The organism is Marinobacter bohaiensis, assembly GCF_003258515.1.
In the GTDB taxonomy this organism is placed as follows: Bacteria; Pseudomonadota; Gammaproteobacteria; order Pseudomonadales; family Oleiphilaceae; genus Marinobacter_A; species Marinobacter_A bohaiensis.
Genome location: NZ_QGEH01000001.1, coordinates 825002 through 850626, shown reverse-complemented (window position 1 = coordinate 850626; position 25625 = coordinate 825002). Strand labels below are relative to the sequence as shown.

The 25625-nt window shown below is 64.4% G+C and carries 24 protein-coding genes; 16 read left to right on the top strand and 8 right to left on the bottom strand.

Going from position 1 to position 25625, the window contains the following annotated elements:
* Positions 1-531: 531 nt before the first annotated feature.
* The 7 genes from sufB to DKK67_RS03765 all read left to right on the top strand — a co-directional run bounded on the left by sufB (position 532) and on the right by DKK67_RS03765 (position 6860).
* Positions 532-1980, top strand: coding sequence for a Fe-S cluster assembly protein SufB (sufB, locus tag DKK67_RS03795; protein WP_111494540.1), 1449 nt, complete (start codon positions 532-534; stop codon positions 1978-1980).
* Between the two features lie 71 nt (positions 1981-2051).
* Positions 2052-2819 (top strand): Fe-S cluster assembly ATPase SufC, encoded by a 768-nt coding sequence (gene sufC, locus DKK67_RS03790; protein WP_111494538.1) that lies wholly within the window; start codon positions 2052-2054, stop codon positions 2817-2819.
* A gap of 14 nt (positions 2820-2833) precedes the next feature.
* Complete coding sequence (sufD, locus tag DKK67_RS03785; RefSeq protein ID WP_111496755.1) at positions 2834-4120, top strand: Fe-S cluster assembly protein SufD; 1287 nt, start codon at positions 2834-2836, stop codon at positions 4118-4120.
* A 5-nt stretch (positions 4121-4125) separates the two neighbouring features.
* Positions 4126-5373, top strand: coding sequence for an aminotransferase class V-fold PLP-dependent enzyme (locus DKK67_RS03780; protein ID WP_111494536.1), 1248 nt, complete (start codon positions 4126-4128; stop codon positions 5371-5373).
* 23 nt (positions 5374-5396) lie between these two features.
* On the top strand, positions 5397-5750 hold the full coding sequence (locus DKK67_RS03775; protein ID WP_111494534.1) for a HesB/IscA family protein: 354 nt from the start codon (positions 5397-5399) through the stop codon (positions 5748-5750).
* 29 nt (positions 5751-5779) lie between these two features.
* Positions 5780-6322 (top strand): putative Fe-S cluster assembly protein SufT, encoded by a 543-nt coding sequence (sufT, locus tag DKK67_RS03770; protein ID WP_111494532.1) that lies wholly within the window; start codon positions 5780-5782, stop codon positions 6320-6322.
* Between the two features lie 73 nt (positions 6323-6395).
* Positions 6396-6860 (top strand): SufE family protein, encoded by a 465-nt coding sequence (locus DKK67_RS03765; RefSeq protein ID WP_111494530.1) that lies wholly within the window; start codon positions 6396-6398, stop codon positions 6858-6860.
* A gap of 154 nt (positions 6861-7014) precedes the next feature.
* Here the strand turns inward: DKK67_RS03765 and DKK67_RS03760 are convergent, their stop codons facing one another.
* Positions 7015-8205, bottom strand: a complete 1191-nt coding sequence (locus tag DKK67_RS03760; RefSeq protein WP_228160504.1) for a flagellar assembly protein T N-terminal domain-containing protein — start codon at positions 8203-8205, stop codon at positions 7015-7017.
* 56 nt (positions 8206-8261) lie between these two features.
* Complete coding sequence (locus DKK67_RS03755) at positions 8262-8801, bottom strand: LPP20 family lipoprotein (protein ID WP_111494526.1); 540 nt, start codon at positions 8799-8801, stop codon at positions 8262-8264.
* A gap of 287 nt (positions 8802-9088) precedes the next feature.
* On the opposite strand from DKK67_RS03755, the gene traF reads away from it, so the two are divergent.
* From traF to pntB, 5 genes are all read left to right on the top strand, one after another.
* A complete protein-coding gene (gene traF, locus DKK67_RS03750) occupies positions 9089-10321 on the top strand; it encodes a conjugal transfer protein TraF (protein ID WP_111494524.1) in 1233 nt (410 codons plus the stop codon).
* Between the two features lie 118 nt (positions 10322-10439).
* The gene (locus DKK67_RS03745; protein ID WP_111494522.1) at positions 10440-11615 is read left to right on the top strand and encodes a multifunctional CCA addition/repair protein; all 1176 of its coding nucleotides are present in this window, start codon (positions 10440-10442) and stop codon (positions 11613-11615) included.
* Positions 11616-11673: 58 nt separating this feature from the next.
* Positions 11674-12852: an acetyl-CoA C-acetyltransferase gene (locus tag DKK67_RS03740; RefSeq protein ID WP_111494520.1), complete on the top strand. Its 1179-nt coding sequence runs from the start codon at positions 11674-11676 to the stop codon at positions 12850-12852.
* Positions 12853-13226: 374 nt separating this feature from the next.
* Complete coding sequence (locus tag DKK67_RS03735; RefSeq protein ID WP_111494518.1) at positions 13227-14795, top strand: Re/Si-specific NAD(P)(+) transhydrogenase subunit alpha; 1569 nt, start codon at positions 13227-13229, stop codon at positions 14793-14795.
* 11 nt (positions 14796-14806) lie between these two features.
* Positions 14807-16204, top strand: a complete 1398-nt coding sequence (gene pntB, locus DKK67_RS03730; RefSeq protein WP_111494516.1) for a Re/Si-specific NAD(P)(+) transhydrogenase subunit beta — start codon at positions 14807-14809, stop codon at positions 16202-16204.
* A gap of 66 nt (positions 16205-16270) precedes the next feature.
* On the opposite strand, the gene DKK67_RS03725 is transcribed toward pntB, so the two are convergent.
* The 3 genes from DKK67_RS03725 to DKK67_RS03715 form a co-directional block, all read right to left on the bottom strand.
* Positions 16271-16735, bottom strand: a complete 465-nt coding sequence (locus DKK67_RS03725; RefSeq protein WP_111494514.1) for a tRNA (cytidine(34)-2'-O)-methyltransferase — start codon at positions 16733-16735, stop codon at positions 16271-16273.
* Positions 16736-16924: 189 nt separating this feature from the next.
* Positions 16925-17428 (bottom strand): protein-export chaperone SecB, encoded by a 504-nt coding sequence (secB, locus tag DKK67_RS03720; protein ID WP_111494512.1) that lies wholly within the window; start codon positions 17426-17428, stop codon positions 16925-16927.
* 192 nt (positions 17429-17620) lie between these two features.
* A complete protein-coding gene (locus DKK67_RS03715) occupies positions 17621-18043 on the bottom strand; it encodes a rhodanese-like domain-containing protein (protein WP_111494510.1) in 423 nt (140 codons plus the stop codon).
* 143 nt (positions 18044-18186) lie between these two features.
* On the opposite strand from DKK67_RS03715, the gene gpmI reads away from it, so the two are divergent.
* The 4 genes from gpmI (at position 18187) to DKK67_RS03695 (ending at position 23352) form a co-directional block, all read left to right on the top strand.
* On the top strand, positions 18187-19734 hold the full coding sequence (gene gpmI, locus DKK67_RS03710) for a 2,3-bisphosphoglycerate-independent phosphoglycerate mutase (RefSeq protein ID WP_111494508.1): 1548 nt from the start codon (positions 18187-18189) through the stop codon (positions 19732-19734).
* A 172-nt stretch (positions 19735-19906) separates the two neighbouring features.
* Positions 19907-21055, top strand: a complete 1149-nt coding sequence (locus DKK67_RS03705; protein WP_228160502.1) for a murein hydrolase activator EnvC family protein — start codon at positions 19907-19909, stop codon at positions 21053-21055.
* A gap of 81 nt (positions 21056-21136) precedes the next feature.
* Positions 21137-22510 carry a S41 family peptidase gene (locus DKK67_RS03700; RefSeq protein WP_111494504.1) on the top strand — a complete coding sequence of 458 codons (1374 nt, stop codon included), beginning with the start codon at positions 21137-21139 and terminating at the stop codon, positions 22508-22510.
* Positions 22511-22548: 38 nt separating this feature from the next.
* Positions 22549-23352: a divergent polysaccharide deacetylase family protein gene (locus DKK67_RS03695; RefSeq protein WP_407657826.1), complete on the top strand. Its 804-nt coding sequence runs from the start codon at positions 22549-22551 to the stop codon at positions 23350-23352.
* A 57-nt stretch (positions 23353-23409) separates the two neighbouring features.
* On the opposite strand, the gene hisF is transcribed toward DKK67_RS03695, so the two are convergent.
* The 3 genes from hisF to hisH are packed head-to-tail and all read right to left on the bottom strand — an operon-like array spanning position 23410 to position 25619.
* A complete protein-coding gene (gene hisF, locus DKK67_RS03690; protein WP_111494502.1) occupies positions 23410-24183 on the bottom strand; it encodes an imidazole glycerol phosphate synthase subunit HisF in 774 nt (257 codons plus the stop codon).
* Positions 24184-24185: 2 nt separating this feature from the next.
* A complete protein-coding gene (hisA, locus tag DKK67_RS03685; protein WP_111494500.1) occupies positions 24186-24923 on the bottom strand; it encodes a 1-(5-phosphoribosyl)-5-[(5-phosphoribosylamino)methylideneamino]imidazole-4-carboxamide isomerase in 738 nt (245 codons plus the stop codon).
* Positions 24924-24959: 36 nt separating this feature from the next.
* Positions 24960-25619, bottom strand: coding sequence for an imidazole glycerol phosphate synthase subunit HisH (gene hisH, locus DKK67_RS03680; protein ID WP_111494498.1), 660 nt, complete (start codon positions 25617-25619; stop codon positions 24960-24962).
* Positions 25620-25625: the final 6 nt, after the last annotated feature.

Here is a 25625-nt window from a genome sequence, read left to right as displayed (position 1 = left end):
GGCCGCAAAAGCCCTTCCCACCCGGCGGCGTTCTCGGAAGGAACCGTCATTCACAGCACAGCGTCAACGGGTGACACAGGATAGAGCAAATACGCGAATTGACCAGACAGGACACCAGACCTCCCGGCCACTAACATTGAATTCCTTTATCCCCCTGATTAGCCGCATCCGGATCATGCGCTGACCGCATCAGCCAGAAAGTAACCAATTGGCTCAAACTGCGTTATAATACGCGGCCTTCGGAAGGTCTGGCAGCGTCGGCGGGCTTCCGGGAGCGGCCATGCCGGTACGACCATTTAATACCTGACTATTTTACTCTGATATTGTACAATCCTCCCCCAGAAGACCACCCCATAAGAACGATAAGGGCCCAGTGCCGCACGGTGAGAGACAAATCCCCGGCGTCATTGCGCCCGAGCCATTGGGCCAATTGATTACGAGGGCGCCTTTACATCGCGGCGCTCGCAACAGTTAACAGAGTCTGCGGGCTCGCAACCGAAGACCGCACCTGAGAGAGACGGAGCGACGATCATGGCGAACACCGACAAGCAGGTGAACGAGCTGATCAAACGGGAATACGAACACGGGTTCGTAACCGAAATCGAAGCCGATACCTTCGAGCCGGGCCTGGATGAAGAGGTCATTCAGCGCCTGTCAGAGATCAAGCAAGAGCCTCAATTCATGCTGGATTGGCGCCTGAAAGCCTACCGTCGCTGGCTGGAAATGGACGAGCCGGACTGGGCTCACGTCAACTACCCGAAGGTGGATTTCCAGAGCATCTCCTACTACTCGGCGCCGAAGAAGAAAGAAGACATGCCGCAGAGCCTGGATGAAGTGGATCCGGAGCTGCTGCGCACCTACGAGAAGCTGGGCATCCCCCTGCACGAGCGCGAAAAACTGGCCGGCGTGGCCGTCGATGCCGTGTTCGACTCGGTCTCCGTCGCCACCACCTTCAAGGATCAGCTGGCCGAAGCCGGCGTGATCTTCTGCCCGATTTCCGAGGCGGTCCAGAAATACCCGGAACTCGTCGAGAAGTACCTGGGCAGCGTGGTGCCGGCCGGTGACAACTTCTTCGCGGCGCTGAACTCCGCGGTCTTCTCCGACGGCTCGTTCGTCTACATTCCCAAGGGCGTACGCTGCCCGCTGGAGCTGTCCACCTACTTCCGCATCAACGCGGCCAACACCGGCCAGTTCGAGCGTACCCTGATCATCGCCGACGAAGGCAGCTACGTCAGCTACCTGGAAGGCTGCACCGCGCCGATGCGCGATGAGAACCAGCTGCACGCGGCCGTGGTCGAGCTGGTGGCGCTGGGCGATGCCCAGATCAAGTACTCCACCGTGCAGAACTGGTACCCGGGCGACGAGGAAGGTAAAGGCGGCATCTTCAACTTCGTCACCAAGCGCGGCGCCTGCATCGGCAAGAACTCCAAGATCTCCTGGACCCAGGTCGAAACCGGCTCCGCCGTGACCTGGAAGTACCCGAGCTGCATCCTGCGCGGCGAGAACAGCGTGGGCGAGTTCTACTCCGTGGCGCTGACCAACAACTACCAGCAGGCCGATACCGGCACCAAGATGATCCACCTGGGCAAGAACACGTCCAGCACCATCATCTCCAAGGGCATTTCCGCCGGGCGATCCAGCAACGCCTATCGCGGGCTGGTCAAGTTCGGCCCGGGCGCGGAAGGCGCGCGCAACTTTACCCAGTGCGACTCCCTGCTGATCGGCGACCAGTGCGCCGCCCACACGTTCCCGTACATCGAGAGCAAGAACAAGGGCGCGATCGTCGAGCACGAGGCCACCACCTCCAAGGTCAGCGACGAGCAGATGTTCCTGTGCCGCCAGCGCGGCATCGATCCGGAACAGGCGGTGTCCATGATCGTCAACGGCTTCTGTAAGGAAGTCTTCAAGGAGCTGCCGATGGAATTCGCCGTGGAAGCCGGCAAGCTGCTGGAAGTCAGCCTTGAAGGGTCCGTCGGTTAACGGGCCCGGCTTAACGGCCTGCGAACGACCACGCACACAGAATTCAGGAATTCAGAGAGAGATCACAATCCATGCTGAGCATTCGTAACCTGCACGCCGCCGTCGACGGCAAGGAAATCCTCAAGGGCATCGACCTGGACATCAAACCGGGTGAAGTTCACGCCATCATGGGCCCCAACGGCTCCGGCAAGAGCACCCTGTCCGCGATCCTGGCCGGCAACGAAGCCTACGAGGTCACCGGCGGCGAAATCACGCTCGACGGCAAGGACCTGCTGGAACTGGAAACCGAGGAGCGCGCCCGCGAAGGCATCTTCCTGGCGTTCCAGTACCCGGTGGAAATCCCCGGCGTCAGCAACCTGCAGTTCCTGCGCACCGCGGTCAACGCCATGCGCGCCCATCACGGCGAGGAAGAGCTCAGCGCGGTCGATTTCATGAAGCTGGCCAAGGAAACCACCAAGCAGGTGGACCTGGACCCGGCGTTCCTCAAGCGCGGCGTCAACGAAGGCTTCTCCGGCGGTGAGAAGAAGCGCAACGAGATCCTCCAGGCCCTGCTGCTGCAGCCGCGTCTGGCGATCCTCGACGAAACCGACTCCGGCCTGGACATCGACGCCCTCAAGGTGGTCGCCGACGGCGTCAACGCCCTGCGCTCCCCGGAGCGCGCCGTACTGATGGTCACGCATTATCAGCGTCTGCTGAACCACATCGTGCCGGACTACGTGCACGTGCTGGCCGCCGGCAAGATCGTCAAGTCCGGCGGTCGCGAGCTGGCTCTGGAACTGGAAGAGCGCGGCTACGGCTGGCTCGGTATCAAGGACGCAGACGAAGTCGAGGCCGGCTAAGGAGGTTGGTTATGATGAAAGCAGCACCGACCCTTTCCGGCGCGTTTCTCGAGGCGTCCGGCGCCAAGCTGCCGGAACCGCTGCGCAAGCTGCGTGAACAGCGCGGGAGCGCCCTGGTGGACATGCCGCTACCGACGCGCAGGACCGAGAACTGGAAGTACTCCAGCCGTTACCTGAAGCTGGACGACACCCTCGCGGCCAACCTGCCGTCCGGTTACAAGGCCGGCCCGGCCCTGGCGATGGACGGCTACCACGTGGTCATTCACAACGGCGTGGTGGTGCCGGAAGCGAGTGATTTCCCGGACGTGGACGGCATCGAGATCCGCAGCTTCGCCGATCTGGACGAAGTCACCGCCCAGTCCCTGGCCGAGCGCCTGGACAACACCCTGGACAGCAAGGCCGTGCAGATGGCGCGCCTGAACACCGCCCGTTTCGAGGACGGCCTGTTCATCCGCCTGCGCCAGGGCGCGGTGCTCGACCGTCCGCTGTTCGTGATCGCCGAGACCGACGCCGAAGCGTCCGGCTCCGTCTACCCGCGCATCTACGTGGACGCCGGCGCCAACAGCCAGATGACCCTGGTCGAGGAATACATCTCCACCGGCGAACAACCGGCCCTGGTGGACACCGTCACCGAATTCAGCCTGGCGGACGGCGCCAACATCACCAGCGTGCGTCTGGCCCTGGAAGGTGAGAACACCTACCACATCGGCGCCACCGGCGTGCGCCTGCTCGGCCACGCCCGCCTGGACAGCCATTGCGTCGGCTTCGGCGGCCCGCTGCGCCGGCACGACCTGCAGGTGCGCCTGGAAGAGTCCGGCGCCAACTGCCGCCTCAACGGCGTCGCCGTGACCCAGGGCAAACAGCATTTCGACAACCACACCACCATTGAACACGTGGCCGCCCACTGCGACAGCGAGGAAACCTATCGCAACATCGCCGCGGACGAGTCCCACGCCATCTTCAATGGCCGCATCCACATTCACCCGGATGCGCAGAAGTCGAACGCCAACATGAGCAACAAGAACCTGCTGCTCTCCACCGGTGCGGAAATCGACACCAAGCCGGAGCTGGAAATCTACGCCGACGACGTCAAATGCGCCCACGGCGCCACCGTCGGCCAGCTGGACGACACCGCCCTGTTCTACCTGGTGTCCCGCGGCATCGACCGGCGCGAGGCCAACACCCTGCTCTCCATGGCGTTCATCAACGAACTGATCGAGCAGATTCCGGTCGAGGCGGTGCGGGAAACCGTACAGGCGCGTCTGAACCGGTTTATCGAACAAGCGTTCGAGGGAGCCTGAGCGACATGACCGATCTTGCGGCAGCCCGAAAAGCCCTGGACGTAGACCGCGTCCGCCGGGACTTCCCGATCCTGTCCGAGACAGTGAACGGCAAGCCCTTGGTGTACCTGGACAACGGCGCCTCCGCCCACAAGCCGGTCGCCGTGTTGGACGCCATGGACGCCTACTTCCGGCACAGCCACTCCAACGTGCACCGTGGCGCCCATACCCTGGGGGACCGGGCCACCGCCGCCTTCGAGGGCGCCCGCGAGACGGTTCGTCAGTTCCTCAACGCCGCCAGCACCAAAGAGGTGATCTGGACGCGCGGCACCACCGAGGCCATCAACACCGTCGCCAACAGCCTCGGCCAGCGGCTGCGGGCCGGCGACGAGATCCTCGTCAGCACCATGGAGCACCACGCCAACATCGTGCCCTGGCAGATGGTGGCCCAGCGCATCGGCGCGAAAGTCGTGCCGATCCCCGTCACGCCGGCGGGCGAGCTGGACATGCCGGAACTGGACACGCTACTCGATAGCGGCCGCGCCCGCGTACTGGCGGTGGCCCACGTCTCCAACGTGCTGGGCACGGTCAACCCGGTGCGCGAGCTGGTGGCCAAGGCGAAGTCGAAAGGCCTGTACACGGTGATCGACGGCGCCCAGGCGGTGCCCCACTACCGCCCCGATGTCCAGGCACTGGACTGCGACTTTTACGCCTTCTCCGGCCACAAGCTGTTCGGCCCCACCGGCATCGGCGTGCTCTACGGCCGCGAAGCGCTGTTGCAGGATATGGAGCCCTTTATGGGCGGCGGCGAGATGATCGAGCGGGTGACCTTCGAGAAGACCACCTGGAACGTGCTGCCCTACAAGTTCGAAGCCGGCACCCCGCCGATCGCCGAGGCGGTCGGTCTGGGCGCGGCCATCGACTACGTCGAAGGCCTGGGCCGCAACGCCCTGGAAACCGCCGAGCAGGCGCTGTTGCAGCGGGCCAACGAGCTGGTGGAAACGGTCCCGGGCATGACCGTGATCGGCACCGCCACTGACAAAGTGCCGGTCATGTCCTTTAAAATCGACGGACTGCACCCCAGTGATATAGGCACCCTGCTCGACCAGCAGGGCATCGCGATCCGCACCGGCCACCACTGCGCCATGCCGCTGATGGCGTATTACGGCGTACCGGGGACGGCGCGGGCTTCGTTTGCGTTCTACAACACGCTGGATGAAGTGGAGCAACTGTTCGCAGCGCTGCAGAAGATCCAGCGACTGTTCGCTGAATAACGGATTGATCGGGAGGCGAATCGATGACGGCTGAAACCTTTACCCCCAGCGTGGGCGTGACCCTGACACCCGCCGCGGTGTCACACGTGCGCAAGCAGCTTGAGAAGCACCCGGAGGCCCGCGGCATCCGCCTGGCCGTCCGCAAGAGCGGCTGCTCGGGTTTCATGTACGAGACCGAATGGGTCACCGAACAGGGTGAGGACGACGCCATCTTCACCGTCGATGATGTGGACGTCTACGTCGAGCGCAAGCACCTGGCGGTCGTCAACGGCACCGAGATCGACTTCATTCGGGAAGGACTGAACTCCATGTTCCATTTCCGCAATCCCAACGCCACCGCCGAGTGCGGTTGCGGCGAAAGCTTCTCCATCTCCTGATTCACCGATAAGCGAGGCGACATTCCCCCATGGCCGAACGCGAAGTTGTCCTGACCAAGCGCGAAGTGGAAGCCCGACTGGTGCCGTCCGGCACGGAGATCATGATTCCGTCGGATACCTTTGTGACCATCACCCAGTCCCTGGGCGGCACGTTCACGGTGGCGGTCAACGGCAACCTGGCGCGGGTGGAAGGTCACGACGCCGACGCCCTGGGCAAGGAACCGCCGCAGAGCAGCTACGACACGCCGGAAGACGGTTCGGTGAACGAGAATCAGGTGTGGGAGGCCATGCGCAGCTGCTACGATCCGGAGATTCCGGTCAACGTGGTGGAGCTGGGGCTGATCTACGATTGCCAGATCACTAACGGGACCGACGAGGGCAACCAGGTCTACATCCGGATGACCCTGACCGCTGCCGGCTGCGGCATGGGTCCGGTAATCACCGACGACGTCAAACGCAAGGTGGAACACGTGCCCAACGTGGACAAGGTCACCGTGGAGCTGACCTTCGACCCGCCCTGGAACAACGACATGCTGTCGGACGAAGCCAAACTCGAACTGGGGATGCTGTAAGGCCTCCCCTTGCGCCATCCACCCCGATGCGGTTCACTCTCTGCAAATCCTGACAACGCTACACCCGATACCTATGACAGCAGCCAAGCAATCGTTCCTCGACAACCCCCTGGGCCAGAAAGTCACCCTGGAGGACGTCCATGAGGCGTTCGAATTCCTCGACGACTGGGAAGAGCGCTACGCCTACATCATCGACCTGGGCCGCCAGCTGCCGGCGTTCCCGAATGAGGAGCGGGTCGAGGAAAACTACGTGCACGGCTGCCAGAGCCAGGTGTGGCTGATCCACTACACGGATCCGGACAGCGGCCGCCTGTTCCTGCTGATCGACAGCGACGCCATGATCGTACGCGGTCTTGCCGCCATCATCCTCATCGCCCTGAACGCCCAGTCCCCGCGCGACCTGCTGTCGGTGGACGTGGACGAGCTGTTCGAACGTCTCGACCTGTTCCGCCACATCTCCCCGACCCGCGGCAACGGCCTGCGCGCCATGGTCGGCAAGATCCGGGACATTGCGGCGAAGGAAGCGGCCGGGGTCTGATTCCCACGCTCGACCGCATCTCCAATGTCGCCGAAGCTGCAGCTTCGGAGGGCCCGTAAAAGGGCCCCGGGCAACCTCTGGCTGGCCACAAGCCTGTTCCGAACCTAAAGCCCCGGCGACATGACGCCTCTAATACCCCTCAGCAACGCCGCCCTCACCAGATAATCGCAATATCATCCCGCTGCAGGTTGTGCACGGCACCGACATCCGGCATCAGACCGCTGCTGAAATCCGGATGCACGTGATTGACGGTCATGGTCATACCGGAGTCGGTCAACTCGGGCGTTGAGTCCGGTGCGTCGAAGAAGCGGAAACTGCGGTAGAGCTGAAGCTGATCGCCCGGGCGCAGCCCCGCCGTGGCGCCGGACGCCAGGTAGACCTTCTGGCCGTCGACCCGGCTGATGCGGGTAATGAACGGCTGGCACGCCAGGGCGGCGTTCACCGCCTGTTCCATCTGCCCCAGAGTCCGCTCCACGGCCTGCCCGTAATCGGTGGCCCGGAAAGCGGTCGAACCGAAGCCGGTATTGTCGGTCATATCCGCATCCCAGGTGCCACTCGTCGCGAAACGCTTCTGGAACACCGGCGAGCCGCTGTAGCCGTCGTACACCATCAGATCGGCGACGAATTGCCGCTCCTGGTTCGCCACCCCCAGACCACGCTGCATGCGATCGAGAATCGAGGTTCCCCAGGCTTCCGGATCGGACAGACGCATGTCGCGGATCACACCGGTAACGACAAACTGCACATCCAGTTCCCGCGCCAGCTGGATCACGTTGGTCAGGCTGTTGTCGAAGCGCTGCCGGGTCGGCGCATTGGGCACGTCCGGGAACATCTGCACACCGGTCGCACCGAATACCTGCACCTGACCATCCGCCTGCAGGCGCTCCTGCAACTGCCGCGGCAGGACCTCGCTGGCATCGGCCACGCGCCCCATACGGGTGTGATCGGTATCGGCAATCGGGAATCCGGTAATCGCCACCCGCTTGCGCAAGCGGGCCGCATCCCGGGCCTGGCAAGCCTGGTCGGCGCTCATGTCCGCCTCGATGGTCATGCGCAGCAGGTTGCCGCGGCGATTCTCCTCCAGCACCCGCACCTGACGGGCTCGCGCCTGCGACGCCACACTCAGGCGGGAATCGGTCAGCACGCCGTTGTGCATGGTGTCCTCGCTGGCCACCCGCGCGTCGTAGCGCAGGGCCGCGTCACGCAGGGCGGCGTTGCGCGCCTGTTCCCGGGCGGCACCCACGTCATCACCAACAATCACGGCCTGTCCGGTGCCCTGCACCCAGGCGGCGGCAACACTGCCGCTCAGCAGCAGGCCCGAGATAATGGCAAACCAACGACTCATCCGCTTCATTCCAGCCGGCCTCTTTGCAACCGCTCGTCTCATTCCAGACTTCCGACTCATTCCAGGTAGTACAGCGAATCGACCGTCTCGGCGTGCACATCACCGCGACTGTCGTTGCCCATGGGCATGGGAATCGGGCAGCGCTCAGGCACCTCGCGGTCTTCGGACAGGGCCACGCAGGCGCGGAAGCGGGACTCCAGCTTGAGCTCCATCACCGACTCCACCACGCCATCGCTGTGTTCGTTGACCGCCACCAGCTTGGCGCCGCGAATGTAGCTGTCCACGTAGGAGCGGAAGTTGTCGTTGTTGAGGACAAAGTCGTTCACTGTCGAGCTACCGTAGATCACCGTGCCGTAGACCCGCTCCGCCAGCGCCCGGTAGGCATCCAGCTTGGAGGCGCGCCGTGCCAGCAGCCGCTTGCGGGTGTCCAGGCGGTCGTTGGTGGCATCCGCGTAGGTGCCGAATCCACTGACCCGGACCACGATCGGCTCCAGTCGCTCGGCGGCGATCGCCCTCTGTCGGTCCTCCGTCGACGAGGACGCACAACCGGTCAGGCCGATCGCAGCCAGGCACAGGCTGGTTACAAAACGCTTCATGTCTTTCTCCGGCAAAAACGCATTTTCATCCCTGCCATGAAAGAATCACGCCAGGAACGCTAACTCCCTATCATGAAACCATAATCCCGGAGAGCCCGGACACTCCGGGACGGCAGGCGGCAAAAACTCTCCGCAGCCGACGCGGCAGCCGGCCGGATGGTCTATCGTAAGACGAAGCGAAAAGCCACGCGACGTAACCATGTGACCACATTCCGGCGCCGGAGCCTGGTCTATAGTCCGCCACTCCGCCCGGAGGAAGCTCGACTCAGACAATCCGGAGATCTTCCATGATCCATCGCCGCATCGCCCTGGCCGTCAGCCTTGCCACCACCACCACCGGCGCCGTGGCCGCGCCACAGAGTTTCACCACCGCCCGCTCGTTCGCCATGGGCGGCACCGGTGTCGCCGTCGCCCACCCCGCCTCGGCCAATACCGCCAACCCCGCCATGCTGGCCATGGGCCAACACGACTGGGCCGACGAATTCGGGCTCATCCTGCCGTCAATCAACGCCCGACTGGCGGACGACGAAGAGGTGATCGACCAGATCGACGACATTCAGGACACCATCGACACCATCAACGCACAGATCGACACCCTGGACACCGCAGCCATTTCCGACAGCGCCGGGCGCCTGCAATCCCAGCTCGAAGCGCTTAACCGGGACACCATGCGCGCCGACGCCGGCGTCGGCCTGAGCCTGGCGTTGCCGACCTCGGGCGTCTCGGTCGGCGTATTCACCAACGCCAGCGTACGCGCCACCGGTCGCGGCGACGTATCCGACAGCGACCTGGCGCTGCTGGAAGCCATTCAGAACAATCCGGCACTGGCCACCACCATCACCGACATTGGCGACATCCTCACCTCCGAGGGCACCGCCTATGCCGCCGCGGTCGGGGAAGTCGGGGTCAGTTTCGCCAAGGCTTTCCAGATGAGCGACGACAACCAGCTCGCCTTCGGCCTGTCGCCCAAGTACGTCCAGTTGCGGACCTACGAGTACAGCCGGCGGGTCAGCGACTTTGAAGACGACGACTTCGATGCCGACGAGAACGAGACCGACAAGAGCGGCTTCAACGCCGACCTCGGCGCCGCTTACCGCTTCGGCGAGAGTCAGGCGTGGACCGCCGGCCTGTCGGTACGCAACATCATCCCCATGGACCTGGATTCCCGCTCCGGCCGAACCTTCGAGCTCGATCCCCGCGTCACCGCGGGCATCGCCCATCATGGCGACATCCATGCGGTCACCGCCGAGATCGATCTGACCGAGGCGGAAGCCTTCGGTTTCGGTGACGACACCCAGTGGGCCGCCCTGGGCGGCGAGCTGGACGTATTCCGCGCCGTACAGCTGCGCGCCGGCCTCCGCCACAATCTGGCCAGCAACGACGACAACAGCGGCGTCGAAGAAGACACCCTGTACACATTCGGCCTGGGTTTCTCGCCCTATGGCGCTCACCTGGAGCTGTCCGGCCTGGTCAGCGACACCGAGGTCGGCGCCGCCGTGGAGCTGGGGGCCGCCTTCTAGCTAAGGGGCCTCCAGCAGTCGTCACGCCCCACGCCGCCAGTCCGGCCAATCCCGCGAACGGGTTGCCCCCTCGTTCGATGATCCCGATAATCGCCCTATCGTTATTGCGGGATGCGCTATGGATATCTATCTCGTGGGGGGAGCCGTCCGGGACCAATTGCTCGGCCGCCCGGTCAAGGATCGCGACTGGGTCGTCGTGGGCGCCACTCCACAGGAAATGCTCGACTGGGGCTTCAAGCAGGTAGGCGCGGATTTTCCGGTCTTCCTCCATCCGGAAACCGGGGAGGAATACGCCCTGGCCCGCACCGAACGCAAACAGGGACAGGGCTACCACGGTTTTGTCGTCCACAGCGAACCGGACGTCACCCTGGAAGACGACCTGCGCCGCCGGGACCTGACCATCAACGCCATGGCCCAGGCCGGGGACGGACAGATTATCGATCCCTTCAATGGCCGGCAGGATCTGGAAGCGCGCCGCTTGCGGCACGTCTCGCCGGCTTTTGCCGAGGACCCGCTGCGCATCCTGCGCGTCGCCCGCTTTGCCGCTCGCCTGGCGCCGCTGGGCTTCCGCGTGGCGGACGACACCCTGGCACTGATGCGCAGCATGGCCGAGGCCGGCGAAGTCGAGCATCTGGTGGCTGAACGGGTCTGGCAGGAAATCCAGCGCGCCCTGCTGGAGGCGGACCCCGGCGTCTTCTTCCGGGTCCTGCAGCAATGCGGCGCCCTGGAGACGCTGATGCCGCCCCTGGCCGATGCGCTGGGCAGCCAGCGCCGTCCCACTACCCTGCAGGCGCTGGACGCCGCCAGCCGTCACGGGGATCGCATCGCTGTGCGCTATGCGGCCCTGGTGGCAGGGCTGGGCGACGGCAATCTCGTCGACACCCTCTCCGAACGCCTCAAGACGCCCAACGACTGTCGCGACCTGGCACGCCTGCTGGCCGACACCGTCGACGATCTGCTGGAAGACGCCCCGCGCGATGCCGACCTGCTGATGGCCCTGCTCGACCGGACCGACGCCTGGCGCCGTCCGGAACGTTTCGCCGACCTGCTGGACGCCGCCGAAGCGCTGGGCCAGGCCCGCGGCCAGGTGCTGGACCGGGGCCCTGTCGAAATCGCCCTGCGACAGGCCAAGACCGTGGATCCCCAGGCGTTGATGGCGGAAGGCTACACCGGCAAGGCCCTGGGTGAGGCCATTCGCCAGACCCGGCTGGAGCGCATCCGGCAGGTGCTGGCGCCGCCGGCAGCCAACGATCCGGCGGCGCCATCGCCGGACGGGTCGTCACCATACGATTAGTCGCAACCGTCACAATTTCAGATAGAATGCCAACACATTTCCCTGAGGAGAGAGCACCATGCGCGACGTAGTCATCGCGGCAGCCCGCCGTACCCCGATCGGCACGTTCGGCGGCGGACTCGCCAGCCTGCGGGCGGATCAACTGGGCTCGGCCGTCATCAAGGCCCTGCTGGACGAGACCGGGATCGCCGGCGATCAGGTGGACGAAGTCATCCTGGGACAGGTTCTGACCGCCGGCTGCGGCCAGAACCCGGCGCGCCAGGCCGCCATCCACGCCGGTCTGCCCGACCACGTGCCCGCCATGACCATCAACAAGGTGTGCGGGTCCGGTCTGAAAGCGGTCCACATGGCCGTCCAGGCCATCCGCTGCGGCGACGCGGACGTGATTCTCGCCGGGGGCCAGGAAAGCATGAGCCAGGCGCCCCACGTGCTGCCCAACAGTCGCAACGGCCAGCGCATGGGCGACTGGAAACTGGTGGACACCATGGTCAACGACGGCCTCTGGGACGCCTTCAACGGCTACCACATGGGTGTGACCGCCGAGAACATCGTGGAGAAATACGGGCTGACCCGGGAAGAGCAGGACGCGTTTGCCGCAGCCTCCCAGCAGAAAGCCGTGGCCGCACGTGAAGCCGGCTATTTCGACGGCCAGATCGTGCCCATCAGCGTGCCCCAGCGCAAGGGCGACCCGCTGGTGGTGGATCGCGACGAAGGCCCGCGTGATGGCGTCACCGGCGAAGGCCTGGGCAAACTCAAGCCCGCTTTCAAGAAAGACGGCAGCGTGACCGCCGGCAACGCCTCGTCCATCAACGACGGCGCCGCCGCCGTGGTGGTGTGCAGCGCCGAGAAGGCCCAGGCACTAGGCCTCACACCGCTGGCCACCATTCGCGCCCACGCCAGCGCCGGCGTCGACCCGCAGATCATGGGCACCGGCCCCATTCCGGCCACACGCCGCTGCCTGGAGCGCGCCGGCTGGGGCGTCGACGAGCTGGACCTGATCGAGGCCAACGAAGCCTTCGCCGCCCAGGCCCTGTCGGTCAACCGCGACCTGGGCTGGGACACCGACAAGGTCAACGTCAACGGCGGCGCCATCGCCCTGGGCCACCCGATCGGCGCCTCCGGCTGCCGCATCCTGGTCACCCTGCTGCACGAAATGCAGCGTCGTGATGCGAAAAAAGGCCTCGCGACCCTGTGCATCGGCGGCGGCATGGGCGTTGCGCTGGCGGTCGAACGCTAACCCCGGAGGGCCGGCGGCGCGCCCGCCGCCGGCTTTTTTCCCGCCTTCTCCGAATTAACCGCCTCCCCACGTCAGACGGGCTATCCACGCGCGTCAGCCTTTCGCCCATAATCGACATTCCGCCCCAAAAGAGGGCAGCGCGGTCGATTTATGTCTATGCGTAGTTACCGGTATGTGGTACAAACGCACCCCCTCGTCAGACGAACGAGCCCGGCGAGCGACGCAAATGCCCAGCGCTGCCGGATCGACCACAAGAACAAAAACAACATAAAAACAATAACCTGAAATGAAAGACACCCGGCCAGCCTCGCACGGGCTTTACGGCCGAACAAAAAACGGGCACCGGTAACAGACAGTCATAAAGAGGTTTGCACATGAAAATTGGCATCCCCAAAGAGTGCTACCCCGGCGAAAACCGGGTGGCGGCCACACCGGCCTCCGTCGGCAAGCTGATCAAGCTTGGCCATACGGTCGTCGTGGAGACCGGCGCAGGCGCCGCTGCGACGTATCATGACGACGCCTATCGCCAGGCAGGGGCCGAGATCGCAGATAACGCGCAGGACCTCTGGTCCGCCGCCGAGTTCATCCTGAAAGTCCGCGGGCCCCGCTTCAACGAGCAGGCCGACCTGGACGAGACCAGCCTGCTCAAGGACGACAGCTACCTGCTGAGTTTCCTGTGGCCGGCCCAGAACCCCGAGCTGCTGGAGACACTGGCGTCCAGGAACGTCACCGCCTTCTCCATCGACGCCCTGCCCCGCATCAGCCGCGCCCAGAAGATGGACGCCCTGAGCGCGATGGGCAACATTGCCGGCTACCGCGCGGTCGTGGAAGCCTCCAACCGCTTTGGCCGCTTCTTCACCGGTCAGGTCACCGCGGCCGGTAAGGTGCCGCCCGCCAAGGTCATGGTCATCGGTGCCGGTGTCGCCGGTCTGGCAGCCATCGGTGCGGCCCGCAGCATGGGCGCCATCGTGCGCGCCTTCGACACCCGCCTGGAAGTGAAAGAGCAGGTGGAAAGCATGGGCGCCGACTTCCTGGAGCTGGACTTCGAGGAAGACGGCAGCGGCAGCGGCGGCTATGCCAAGCAGATGAGCAAGGAGTTCATCGAGGCGGAAATGGCCCTGTTCATGGAACAGGCCAAGGAAGTCGACATCATCATCACCACCGCCCTGATCCCGGGCAAGCCGGCCCCGCGCCTGATTACCGCGGACATGGTTCGCGCCATGAAGCCGGGCGGCGTAATCGTGGATCTTGCGGCTGAACAAGGTGGCAACTGCGAACTGACCCAGCCGGGTGAAGTGGCGATCGAGAACGGCGTCAGCATCGTCGGCTACACCGACCTGCCGAGCCGCATGGCCAGCGTCTCCTCCGACCTCTACGCCACCAACCTCTGGCACCTGCTGAGCGAGCTGACGCCAGAGAAAGACGGCGAGATCCAGGTCGACATGGAAGACACCGTCATCCGCGGCGTGGCCGTCACCCACGAAGGCAAGGTGACCTGGCCGGCACCGCAGCCGGAGAAACCCGCGCCTAAACCGGCCCAGCCGCAAGCCGCCGCACAGCCGGCAGCCGAGGACGCCGACAGCGGCAAGTCCGGCGCCAAGGCATTCTGGAAAGGCGCCCTGCTGGTGGCCACCGTCGCCGCCCTGTACGGCATCGGTGCCTATGCACCGAAGTCCTTCCTGTCACACTTCACGGTCTTCGTGCTGGCCTGCTTCGTCGGCTGGCAGGTGATCTGGAACGTGACCGCCTCGCTTCATACCCCTCTCATGAGTGTGACCAACGCCATCAGCGGCATCATCGTGCTGGGCGCGATCCTGCACCTGGCCCAGGCGCAGAATCTGGTGATCGGCATTATCGCGTTCGTCGCGGTCCTGATTGCCTGTATCAACATCGGGGGTGGCTTCCGGGTCACCTATCGCATGCTCAAGATGTTCCATCGGTAAGGAGAGCGTCCATGTCACAAGGATTGATCACAGTCGCCTACGTGGGCGCAAGCATTCTGTTTATCCTGAGCCTGGGCGGCCTGAGCCACCAGGAAACCGCCCGTCGCGGTAACGTCTACGGCATCGCCGGTATCCTCATCGCCATAGCCGCCACCGTCGGCGGCATGAGCGATGGCTGGGTCACCACCCTGATCGCCATCACCATCGGCGCCGCCATTGGCATCGTCATCGCCAACCGGGTGGAAATGACCCAGATGCCCCAACTGGTGGCCCTGCTGCACAGCTTCGTGGGCCTGGCGGCGGTGCTGGTCGGCTTTGCCGGCTATGTCGAGCCGCTGGTGGACACCCACGGCGCCGAGCACACCATCAAACTGGTGGAAGTGTTCCTGGGCATCTTCATCGGTGCCGTGACCTTCACCGGCTCGCTGGTCGCCTGCGGCAAGCTTGACGGCCGCATCGCCAGCAAGGCGCTGACCCTGCCGGGCCGCCACGTCATGAACCTGCTCATCATCGCCGCGTGCGTTGGCCTGGGAGGCTGGTTCCTGACCACCAACAGCATGATCGAAGGCTTGCTGGCCCTGGCCATCATGACGGCTCTGGCCGCCATCCTGGGCATCCACCTGATCATGGCCATCGGCGGCGCCGATATGCCGGTCGTGGTGTCCATGCTCAACAGCTACTCCGGCTGGGCCGCCGCGGCCATCGGCTTCATGCTGGGCAACGACCTGCTGATCGTCACCGGCGCCCTGGTGGGCAGCAGCGGCGCGATCCTGAGCTACATCATGTGTAAGGCGATGAACCGCTCGTTCGTGAGCGTCATCCTCGGCGGCTTCGGTCAGACCAGTTCCAGCTCCGCTGCAGTGGACGGCGACCTGACCATCAACGAAACCTCCATCGATGAAGTCGCCGACGAGCTGCGCAACGCCGATTCGGTAATCATCGCCCCGGGTTACGGCATGGCCGTCGCCCAGGCCCAGAACGCGGTCAGCGAGATCACCCAGTTCCTGCGCAAGCGGGGCACCAACGTGCGCTTCGCGATCCATCCGGTTGCCGGACGTCTGCCGGGGCATATGAACGTGCTTCTGGCCGAGGCCCACGTGCCCTATGACATCGTGCTGGAAATGGATGAGATCAACGACGACTTCCCGGAGACCGACGTGGTCCTGGTCATCGGCGCCAACGACACCGTCAACCCGAGCGCCTCGGAAGACCCGGGCAGCCCGATTGCCGGCATGCCGGTGCTGGAAGTCTGGAAAGCGCGTCAGGTGGTAGTGCTCAAGCGCGGCATGTCCGCCGGCTACTCCGGTGTGGAAAACCCGCTGTTCTTCAAGGAGAACACGCAGATGCTGTTCGGCGATGCGCACGAAAGCACCAGCCGTCTGCTCAGCAACCTGACCTCAGGCGACTGATAACGCCGCCTATTGGAAGAGATCGTGTGAGAACGTCGCGAACGCGGCCGTTCTCACACGGAGGTCTCAGACACCTCCCTTGAACCCCACCTGACGCCAGGCCTCGTAACACACGACGGACACGGCGTTGGACAGGTTCAGACTGCGGGAGGTGTTGCACATGGGCAGGCGCAAGGCCTGCTCAATGGCGGAACCGCCGCGGATGTCCGCGGGCAACCCGGTGGTTTCGCTGCCAAACAGCAGGCAATCCCCTTCCCTGAACGTCACCTCACTGTAGTGCGCGCTGGCCTTGGTGGTCATGGCAAAGATCCGCTTGCCCGGATGCTGCGCCAGAAAGTCCTCGAAATCCCGGTAGCGACTGACATTCGCCAGATCGTGATAGTCCAGCCCCGCCCGCCTGAGCTTGCGCTCCTCGAAATCAAACCCCAACGGCTCGATCAGGTGCAGCCGGAAGCCGGTATTGGCGGCCAGACGGATGATATTGCCGGTATTGGGGGCAATCTGGGGTTCGTGCAGGACGATATGGAACATGACGACTCGGAGGTGTTTGCTGTCGGGCTCGACGGCCGGGTTAAACAGGAAGGCTCAACAATACGCCAACATCCCCGCTACGGGAACGGCTGGCTCTTTAATTGCGGACACGAACGGGAAAGAGGAAAACGCGCGAGGAAGGCGCAAAAGAAGCCTGGGGCCAGCTGAAAGCCGGCCCCGAGGTCAGGATCAGTGCTTCTGCTCTTCAGCGGCTTCGCCCGCTGCTTCGTCCTGCTGGCGCTTGAGCGCCTGGGCGTAGATGGCGTCGAAGTTCACCGGGGCCAGCATCAGGGCCGGGAAGCTGCCCTTGCCCACGATGTTGTCGATGGACTCACGCGCATACGGGAACAGGATATTCGGGCAGTAGGCACCCAGCATCTGACCCAGTTGCGGCCCCTCGATACCCTTGACCATGAATACGCCGGCCTGCTGGATTTCGACGATGTAGGCCACCTTCTCACCCACCTTGGCGGTCACGGTCATGGACAGCACCACTTCGTACTGGGTGTCGCTGACCTGGGTATGGGCGGTGTTCAGGTCCAGGTTGACCTGCGGCTGCCACTGCTCCTGGAACAGGGTCGGCGAATTGGGGGACTCGAACGACAGATCCTTGATGTAGATCCGCTGCAGTGCGAACTGGGGCTGGTTCTCGTTGGTGTTGGCGCTGCCTGCGGCCTGATCGTTTTCAGCCATCTTTCTTCCTTTCGGTTCTTGTCCGGAGTCAGCCGTGACGCCGCTCCGCTCTCGTTATCGTGTGCGTCCGCCATTAGGATCCGAAGATGCCCCGGCGGGCCGCGGCCCGTTGATGTCGAGTGCAACAGTGCGCCAACCGGGCAGCAAATTCAACTGGCTGCCCACGGCCACGCACCGGCTTGTTTTTCCTGCTTACTTCTTCTTTTTCTTCAGCGGCAGGTTGTTGCCCTGCCAGTCGGCAATGCCGCCACCCAGGCGTACCACATCGGTATAACCTTCGGCGTTGAGCTGACGCACAGCGGACGCCGAGTGCTGGCCCATCTTGTCGACGATCACCACCTGCTTGCCTTCGTGTTTCTTGAGCTCGGCGGCGCGATCCTTGAGGTTGTTCAGCGGCATGTGGATCGACCCGGAGATATGGCCGTTGGCGAAGTCCTTGCGGTCGCGGATATCGACGACCACGGCCTGATCCTTGTTGAGCAGATTAATGAGCGCCTGGGCGTTGACCTTCTTGCCCCCGCGACGGGTTTCCAGAAGCAGCAGTGCAATCAGCAGCACCACAAAGATGGAGGCGAGAATGTAGTGATTGACGACGAATTCAAAGACTCTTTCCATTAATACTACCTGCCGAAGCCAGCGGACGAATTGATGCGCGATTATACACACCCGCAGGCGGCGACAGAAGGCGCCGCCATTAGCCTGCCCCGCCGAAAACAGGTAGACTCGGCACTCCAAACTCCATTCAGGACGACCAGGCAATCAACGCTATGCGAAAGACGACTGCACTGATTATTCTCGACGGCTGGGGCCACCGCGACCCGTCTGACGATAATGCCATCAGCAACGCCAACACCCCGTTCTGGGACAAGCTCATGCAGGAACAGCCGCAGACGCTGATCAACACCTCCGGCATGTTCGTGGGCCTGCCCAAGGGCCAGATGGGGAACTCCGAGGTCGGACACATGAACCTCGGGGCCGGTCGCGTCGTCTACCAGAGCCTGACCCGCATCGATAAAGACATCAGCGACGGCGCCTTCGCCGACAATCCGGTCATCACCGGCGCCATCGACACGGCCGTGGACGCCGGCAAGGCCGTCCACCTGATGGGCCTGCTGTCGCCGGGCGGCGTCCACGCCCACGAGGACCATATCCTCGCCGCCGCCGAAGTCGCCCGCTCGCGCGGCGCCAAGACCGTTTACATCCACGCCTTCCTGGACGGCCGCGACATGCCGCCACGCAGCGCCGAGCCGTCCCTGAAAAAAGTCGACGGCAAGCTGCGCGAGATGGGCGTGGGCCGCATCGCTTCCATCGTCGGCCGCTACTTTGCCATGGACCGGGACAATCGCTGGGACCGCGTCGAAGCCGCTTACAACCTGATCACCTCCGGTGAGGCCGAGTTCGTCACCGATACCCCGGTGGAAGGTCTGCACGAAGCCTACGAGCGCGGCGAGAACGACGAGTTCGTCAAGGCCACCCGCATCCAGGCCGCCGGCGAGCCGGACGCGTTCGTCCAGGACGGCGACAGCGTGATCTTCATGAACTTCCGCGCCGACCGCGCCCGGGAAATGACCCGCGCCTTCGTGGAAGACGATTTCGACGGTTTCGAGCGCAAGCAACGCCCGGCCCTGGCGGACTTCGTCATGCTCACCGAGTACGCCGCCACCATCAAGACGTCCTGCGCCTACCCGCCCGAAGAGCTGGTCAACAGCCTGGGCGAGTACATGGAAAAGCTGGACAAGACCCAGCTGCGCATCGCCGAGACCGAAAAATACGCCCACGTCACCTTCTTCTTCAGCGGTGGCCGTGAAGAGCCCTACCAGGGCGAGGACCGCATCCTGGTGCCGTCGCCGAACGTCGCCACCTACGACCTGCAGCCGGAAATGAGCGCACCGGAGGTGACCGACAAGCTGTGCGAGGCCATCCGCAGCGGCAAGTACGACCTGGTGATCTGCAACTACGCCAACGGCGACATGGTCGGCCACACCGGCAGTTACGAAGCCGCGATCAAGGCCGCCGAGTGCATCGATCAGTGCCTGACGAAGATCGACGCCGCGCTGAAAGACGTCAACGGCGAGGCCCTGATCACCGCCGACCACGGCAACTGCGAGCAGATGACCGACCCCGAGTCCGGCCAGGTGCACACCGCCCACACCACCGGCCCGGTGCCGCTGGTGTACATGGGCAGCCGCGCTATCGCGCTGAAGGACGACGGCGCCCTGAGCGACGTGGCGCCTTCCCTGCTGACGCTGATGGCACTGGAGCAGCCGGCGGAAATGACCGGCCACTCGCTGGTCGAACTGCCGTAAACGCCGTTCAAGACGCGCGCCCCCGGTGTCCGTTGTAGCTCAAGCGCTGGACGCTTTGCCCACGATCCGACCGGCCTGCCGCCTGCTTTCACTTCGCAGCGCGGCTCGCCGGTTTCGTCGCTGGGCGCCCGCGCTCCCGGTAAACGAACAGCAGCCACCGCGGTGCCAGCGCTTGCGCGTCCTGCGCTCAGGCATGCTCGGCCTGCTACTGCTGAGCGCGCTTCCACTTCCCGCCAGCGCCCAGGACGACGACGTCTCGCGCGAACAGGTGGAAGAGCTCAAGGAACAGATCGCGGATATCGACGACTGGCTGGAAGACGCCGAGGACGATCAGGGCGAGCTGGAGCAGACCCTGGCGCGCACCGAACGGCAGATCGGGCAGCTCAAGAAAGAGCGCCGCGCCCTCCAGCAGAAGGCAGCACAGCAACAGGCCCGGCTGGAGGAGCTGAGCGCGCAACAGGCCAAGCTGGAACGGGAGCTGGCGTCCAAGCGCAGCGCCCTGGAGGCCCAGATCCGCGCTGCCTGGATGGCCGGCGACGCCCCGGCTCTGAAAGTGCTGCTCAACGAGATCGATCCGCAGAAACTGGCGCGGATCATGACCTATCACGAATACCTCAGCCAGCACACCGTCAGCCAGCTGGAAGCTTTTCACCGCACCCTCAACCAGCTCAAGGACACCCGCGAACAGGTCGTCGCCGCCCGCCTGGATCTCAGGAAAACCGAAGCCTCGGTGGCCGAACGCCAGGACAAGCTGGAGGACCAGCGCCAGACCCGCCAGCGCACCCTGGCCCTGCTCAAATCCGACATCTCGGACAAGCGCTCACAGCGGGAAGACCTGGTTGCCGACCGGGAGCGACTGGAAAAACTCCTCAAGGAAGTGGAAGCGGCCATCGCCGATATCCCCACCCCCGACGAGTCGCAGCCGTTCGCCTCGCTGCGCGCTAAACTGCCCTGGCCGGCGCGTGGTAAGGTCACTGTTGGCTACGGCGAAAGCCTGCGCAACGGCCGCCTGCGTCACAACGGCCTGTTGATCGCCACCCAGCCGGAAGCCGACGTCAAAGCGGTGCATTACGGACGCGTGGTTTTTGCCAACTGGTTGCGCGGCTTCGGGCTTCTGACCATTATTGATCATGGTGATGGTTACATGAGCCTCTACGGTCACAACTCCAGCCTGCTCAAGAGCCCGGGCGATTGGGTCAGGGCCGGCGAGACCATCGCCATTGCCGGAGAGAGCGGCACGGACTCGCACTCACAACTCTACTTCGAGATCCGGCACAACGGCACGCCACAGAATCCCCGGAAGTGGCTTGCCCATCAATAAGGCGACTGTGTCTGCCGTGACGACTGTTGCGCAGGCGCCCGGTCCTCCATAATAAATCGCTGCGAGTACAGGAATGACTGCATGAAACTGGCTAGACGCAACGCCCCGACCGTTCTGGCATTTGCCGCCTGCCTGCTGGTCCTGCCGGCATTGGCCCTGGGCGACACGGATCCGGAAACGGGCGAGACCCTGCTGCCGGGCGAAATCGATGGCAAGGACGTCACGGTTCGCCTGCCCAATCCGGAAAAACAGCTCCCGCTGGACGAGCTGCGCAAGTTCACCGAGGTGTTCGGGCGTATCCGTGAGGCGTATGTGGAGGAAGTCGACGACAAGACCCTGCTGGAGAACGCCATCAAGGGCATGCTGTCCGGCCTCGACCCGCATTCCGCCTACCTGGAACCCCAGGCCTACGAAGAACTGGAAGAAAGCACCAGCGGCGAGTTCGGCGGACTGGGCATCGAAGTGGGTATGGAAGACGGTTTCATCCGGGTGATCTCGCCCATCGACGACACTCCGGCCCAGAAAGCCGGCGTGCAGGCCGGCGACGTCATCATCAAGCTGGGCGACCAGCCGGTCAAAGGCATGACGCTGGAAGAAGCCGTGTCGCTGATGCGCGGGGAACCGGGCACCACCCTCACACTGACCATCGTCCGTGATGACGAGGGCGGCGCGCCCATCGAAATCGACGTCGAGCGGGCGATCATCAAGGTCACCAGCGTCAAGAGCCGGATGCTCGAGCCTGGCTACGGCTACCTGCGCCTCACCCAGTTCCAGGCGGAAACCGGACGCGAGTTCGTCGATGCCATCAACCGCCTCGAAGACAGGAACGGCGGCTCCCTGAACGGCCTGATCATCGACCTGCGCAACAACCCCGGCGGCGTCCTGCAAGCGGCGGTGGAAGCGGCGGACGCGGTTATGGACGAGGGCCTGATCGTCTACACCGAGGGGCGCATCCAGAGCTCCAAATTGCGCTTCTCCGCCCAACCGGGGGACGAAACCGACGGCGCCCCCATCGTGGTGCTGATCAACGGCGGTTCGGCCTCCGCTTCGGAGATTCTCGCCGGCGCCCTGCAGGACCACCACCGCGCCGTGGTCATGGGCACCGAATCCTTTGGCAAGGGCTCCGTGCAGACGGTCGTTCCACTGGACGAGACCCACGCCATCAAACTGACCACGGCCCGCTATTACACGCCCAGCGGGCGCTCCATCCAGGCCAAGGGTATCCACCCGGACATCGTCGTGCGCCAGGGCCGGCTGACCGAAGTCGAGAACCAGCCCTTCTTTACGGAAGCGGACCTCAGCGGGCACCTGGAAAACGGCGAAGGCGAGAGCGAGGACAACGGCGATGCTCCGGCGCGGGACGAACTGGTGTCCCGCGACTACCAGCTGCGGACCAGCCTCAACCTGCTCAAGGGCCTGAAAATCCTCGATCAGAGCAAAGCCATCAAGGAGTGAGTTTGAAAGGACGTCATCGACGCCTGCTCGGCGCCCTGCTGACCGTTGTCGGCACCACCCTGCTACCGTTCGCCGATGCCTCGGCGTCGGGCGAGCAGCCGCCGCCCACCATCGCCATCATCATCGATGACATGGGGCACGACCGCATCCAGGGCCAGCGCCTGATCGATCTGGATCAGCCGATCACCCTGGCCTTCCTGCCCTACCGGCCGTACACCCACGACCTGGCGGAATCGGCCCACGCCCGCGGCAAGGAAATCATGCTGCACGCGCCCATGGCCAACACCCACCATATCGGTCTCGGCGGCGGCGGGCTCTACGCCGACATGGACCAGCGCACCACCGTGCAGACCCTGCGCCGGGCGCTGAAGTCCATTCCCTACGTGCAGGGCGTCAACAACCACATGGGCAGCCTGCTGACCCAGAACCGGGATCACATGGACTGGGTCATGGGCGAGCTGTTCCAGTACCCGCTGTACTTCGTCGACAGCCGCACCATCGCCTCCACCGTGGCTGCAGACAGCGCCCAGCGCGCACAGGTGCCCAACCTGAGCCGGGACGTGTTCCTGGACCACAAGCAGACCGAGGCCTTCGTCGATAAGCAGTTCAAACACCTGATCGACATTGCCCGCCGCAAGGGCACCGCCATCGCCATCGGCCACCCGCACAAGGTGACGGTGGACTATCTGGTCAAGCACTTGCCGGAACTGGACGAACAGGGCATCGCCGTGGCCACGGTCAGCGGCCTGTGGGCCATGCGCCACAATAACGCGCCGATGTTTGTGGACATCAAGCAGCCGGTGCATCTACCGCTGGCGAAGAGAAAGGTCGACGGGGAATAGACGGAGAATTCAGGGGAAAGCCCGGAGAGCGGGCGCCCTCCGGGTACGCACAAGGCCTCAGAGCCGGACTTCGATGCCCTGCGCCTGCATGAACTGTTTCGCCTCGGGAATGGTGTGCTGCCCGAAGTGGAAGATCGACGCCGCCAGCACCGCGTCGGCACCGCCCTCGGTGACACCGTCCGCCAGGTGCTGCAGCTCGCCGACACCGCCGGAGGCGATCACCGGCACGCTCACCGCATCGCTCACCGCACGGGTCAGGCCCAGATCGAAGCCGACCTTGGTGCCGTCCCGGTCCATGCTGGTCAGCAGCAGCTCGCCGGCGCCCAGGTCGACCATTTTCTTCGCCCATTCCACCGCGTCCAGCCCAGTGGGCTTGCGGCCGCCGTGGGTGAAGATCTCCCAGCGCGGCGCCTCGCCCTCCTCGCTGACGCGCTTGGCGTCGATCGCCACCACGATGCACTGACGGCCAAAACGCTCGGCCGCCTCGCGCACGAAGTCCGGGTTGAACACCGCCGCGGTGTTGATGCTGACCTTGTCGGCCCCGGCGTTGAGCAGCTTGCGGATATCGTCCACCGTGCGCACGCCGCCACCCACGGTCAGCGGGATAAACACCTGGCTGGCCATGCGTTCCACCGTTTCGTAGGTGGTGTCACGGCTTTCGTGGCTGGCGGTGATGTCGAGGAAGGTGATCTCGTCGGCGCCCTGCTCGTTGTACTTGCGGGCCACTTCCACCGGGTCGCCGGCGTCGCGGATATCGACGAAGTTCACGCCTTTCACCACGCGGCCCTTATCCACGTCCAGGCATGGGATGATGCGTTTGGCCAGGGACATGATTATTGCTCCTGCTGGTCGCACCAGGCCTGGGCTTCGGCCACGTCCAGGGTGCCTTCATAGATGGCCCGGCCGGTGATGGCCCCCAGGATGCCGCGGTCCGCCTCGGCGGACAGGCGCTGGATGTCGTCCATGTTGGTGACGCCGCCGGAGGCGATCACCGGAATGCCGCAGGATTCCGCCAGGTGTGCGGTCTGCTCGACGTTGACGCCCTGCATCATGCCGTCGCGGCTGATGTCGGTGTAGACGATGCTGTCGACGCCGTCGTTGGCGAACTGCTTTGCCAGGTCGGTGGCTTTGACTTCAGATACCTCCGCCCAGCCATCGGTGGCCACCAGGCCGTCTTTGGCGTCCAGGCCGACGATGATGTGGCCCGGGAAGCGCTTGCACATCTCGGTGACGAACTCGGGCTCTTTCACCGCCTTGGTGCCGATGATGACCCACTGCACGCCCGCCTTGAGGTAGGCCTCGATGGTCTCCGCCGAGCGGATGCCGCCGCCAATCTGGATCGGCAGGTCCGGGAAGCGCTTGGCAATGGCGTTGACGATCTCGCCGTTGACCGGCTCACCCGCAAAGGCGCCGTTCAGGTCCACCAGATGCAGGCGACGGGCACCGGCGTCGACCCAGCGGGCCGCCACGTCCACCGGGTTCTCGGAGAAGATCGTGGAATCGTCCATGCGGCCCTGGCGCAGGCGCACGCATTTGCCGTCTTTCAGGTCGATGGCGGGAATAATCAGCATGGTGGTATCAATCCAGTTCGGGTTGTGGGGCCGGTGTCAGCGGCCGGACCATTGTACGAAGTTTTTCAACAGCTGCAGGCCGGCCCGATGACTCTTCTCCGGGTGGAACTGCGTGGCGAAGACATTATTGCGGGCCACCGCGGCGGCCAGGTCCACGCCGTAGCGGGTGCGCCCGGCGATGTCGGCATTGCCCTCGGCCTCGGCGTAGTAGCTGTGCACGAAGTAGAAGCGGTCACCGTCCTCGATGCCGTGCCAGATCGGGTGGTCCTGGGTCTGCCAGACCTGGTTCCAGCCCATGTGCGGCACCTTCAGACGCAGACGCTCGCCCGGACGCTCACCGGCCTCGCTGAGGTCGTCACCGAAGTAGCGGACTTCCGACGGGAACAGGCCAATGCCCTCCACGCCGTTGTTTTCCTCGCTGCGGGCCATCAGCGCCTGCATGCCGACGCAGATCCCCAGCAGCGGGCGGCCCTCGTCGACCAGATCCCGGACCAGGGTATCCACCCCCTGGCGGCGGATCTCGGCCATGCAGTCGCGGATCGCGCCGACACCCGGCAGGATCACGCGGTCGGCTTCACGGATAACGGCTTCATCGTCGGTGACGTGGACGCGCATGTCCGGCGCCACGTGTTCCACGGCCTTGCTGGCCGAGTGCAGGTTACCCATACCGTAGTCGATAATGGCAACGGACTTCATAGTCAG

Coding starts and splice junctions, on each gene's coding strand:
- sufB (WP_111494540.1), top strand. CDS start 532: ATGGCGAACACCGACAAGCAGGTGAACGAGCTGATCAAACGGGAATAC.
- sufC (WP_111494538.1), top strand. CDS start 2,052: ATGCTGAGCATTCGTAACCTGCACGCCGCCGTCGACGGCAAGGAAATC.
- sufD (WP_111496755.1), top strand. CDS start 2,834: ATGAAAGCAGCACCGACCCTTTCCGGCGCGTTTCTCGAGGCGTCCGGC.
- DKK67_RS03780 (WP_111494536.1), top strand. CDS start 4,126: ATGACCGATCTTGCGGCAGCCCGAAAAGCCCTGGACGTAGACCGCGTC.
- DKK67_RS03775 (WP_111494534.1), top strand. CDS start 5,397: ATGACGGCTGAAACCTTTACCCCCAGCGTGGGCGTGACCCTGACACCC.
- sufT (WP_111494532.1), top strand. CDS start 5,780: ATGGCCGAACGCGAAGTTGTCCTGACCAAGCGCGAAGTGGAAGCCCGA.
- DKK67_RS03765 (WP_111494530.1), top strand. CDS start 6,396: ATGACAGCAGCCAAGCAATCGTTCCTCGACAACCCCCTGGGCCAGAAA.
- DKK67_RS03760 (WP_228160504.1), bottom strand. CDS start 8,205: ATGAGTCGTTGGTTTGCCATTATCTCGGGCCTGCTGCTGAGCGGCAGT.
- DKK67_RS03755 (WP_111494526.1), bottom strand. CDS start 8,801: ATGAAGCGTTTTGTAACCAGCCTGTGCCTGGCTGCGATCGGCCTGACC.
- traF (WP_111494524.1), top strand. CDS start 9,089: ATGATCCATCGCCGCATCGCCCTGGCCGTCAGCCTTGCCACCACCACC.
- DKK67_RS03745 (WP_111494522.1), top strand. CDS start 10,440: ATGGATATCTATCTCGTGGGGGGAGCCGTCCGGGACCAATTGCTCGGC.
- DKK67_RS03740 (WP_111494520.1), top strand. CDS start 11,674: ATGCGCGACGTAGTCATCGCGGCAGCCCGCCGTACCCCGATCGGCACG.
- DKK67_RS03735 (WP_111494518.1), top strand. CDS start 13,227: ATGAAAATTGGCATCCCCAAAGAGTGCTACCCCGGCGAAAACCGGGTG.
- pntB (WP_111494516.1), top strand. CDS start 14,807: ATGTCACAAGGATTGATCACAGTCGCCTACGTGGGCGCAAGCATTCTG.
- DKK67_RS03725 (WP_111494514.1), bottom strand. CDS start 16,735: ATGTTCCATATCGTCCTGCACGAACCCCAGATTGCCCCCAATACCGGC.
- secB (WP_111494512.1), bottom strand. CDS start 17,428: ATGGCTGAAAACGATCAGGCCGCAGGCAGCGCCAACACCAACGAGAAC.
- DKK67_RS03715 (WP_111494510.1), bottom strand. CDS start 18,043: ATGGAAAGAGTCTTTGAATTCGTCGTCAATCACTACATTCTCGCCTCC.
- DKK67_RS03700 (WP_111494504.1), top strand. CDS start 21,137: ATGAAACTGGCTAGACGCAACGCCCCGACCGTTCTGGCATTTGCCGCC.
- hisF (WP_111494502.1), bottom strand. CDS start 24,183: ATGTCCCTGGCCAAACGCATCATCCCATGCCTGGACGTGGATAAGGGC.
- hisA (WP_111494500.1), bottom strand. CDS start 24,923: ATGCTGATTATTCCCGCCATCGACCTGAAAGACGGCAAATGCGTGCGC.
- hisH (WP_111494498.1), bottom strand. CDS start 25,619: ATGAAGTCCGTTGCCATTATCGACTACGGTATGGGTAACCTGCACTCG.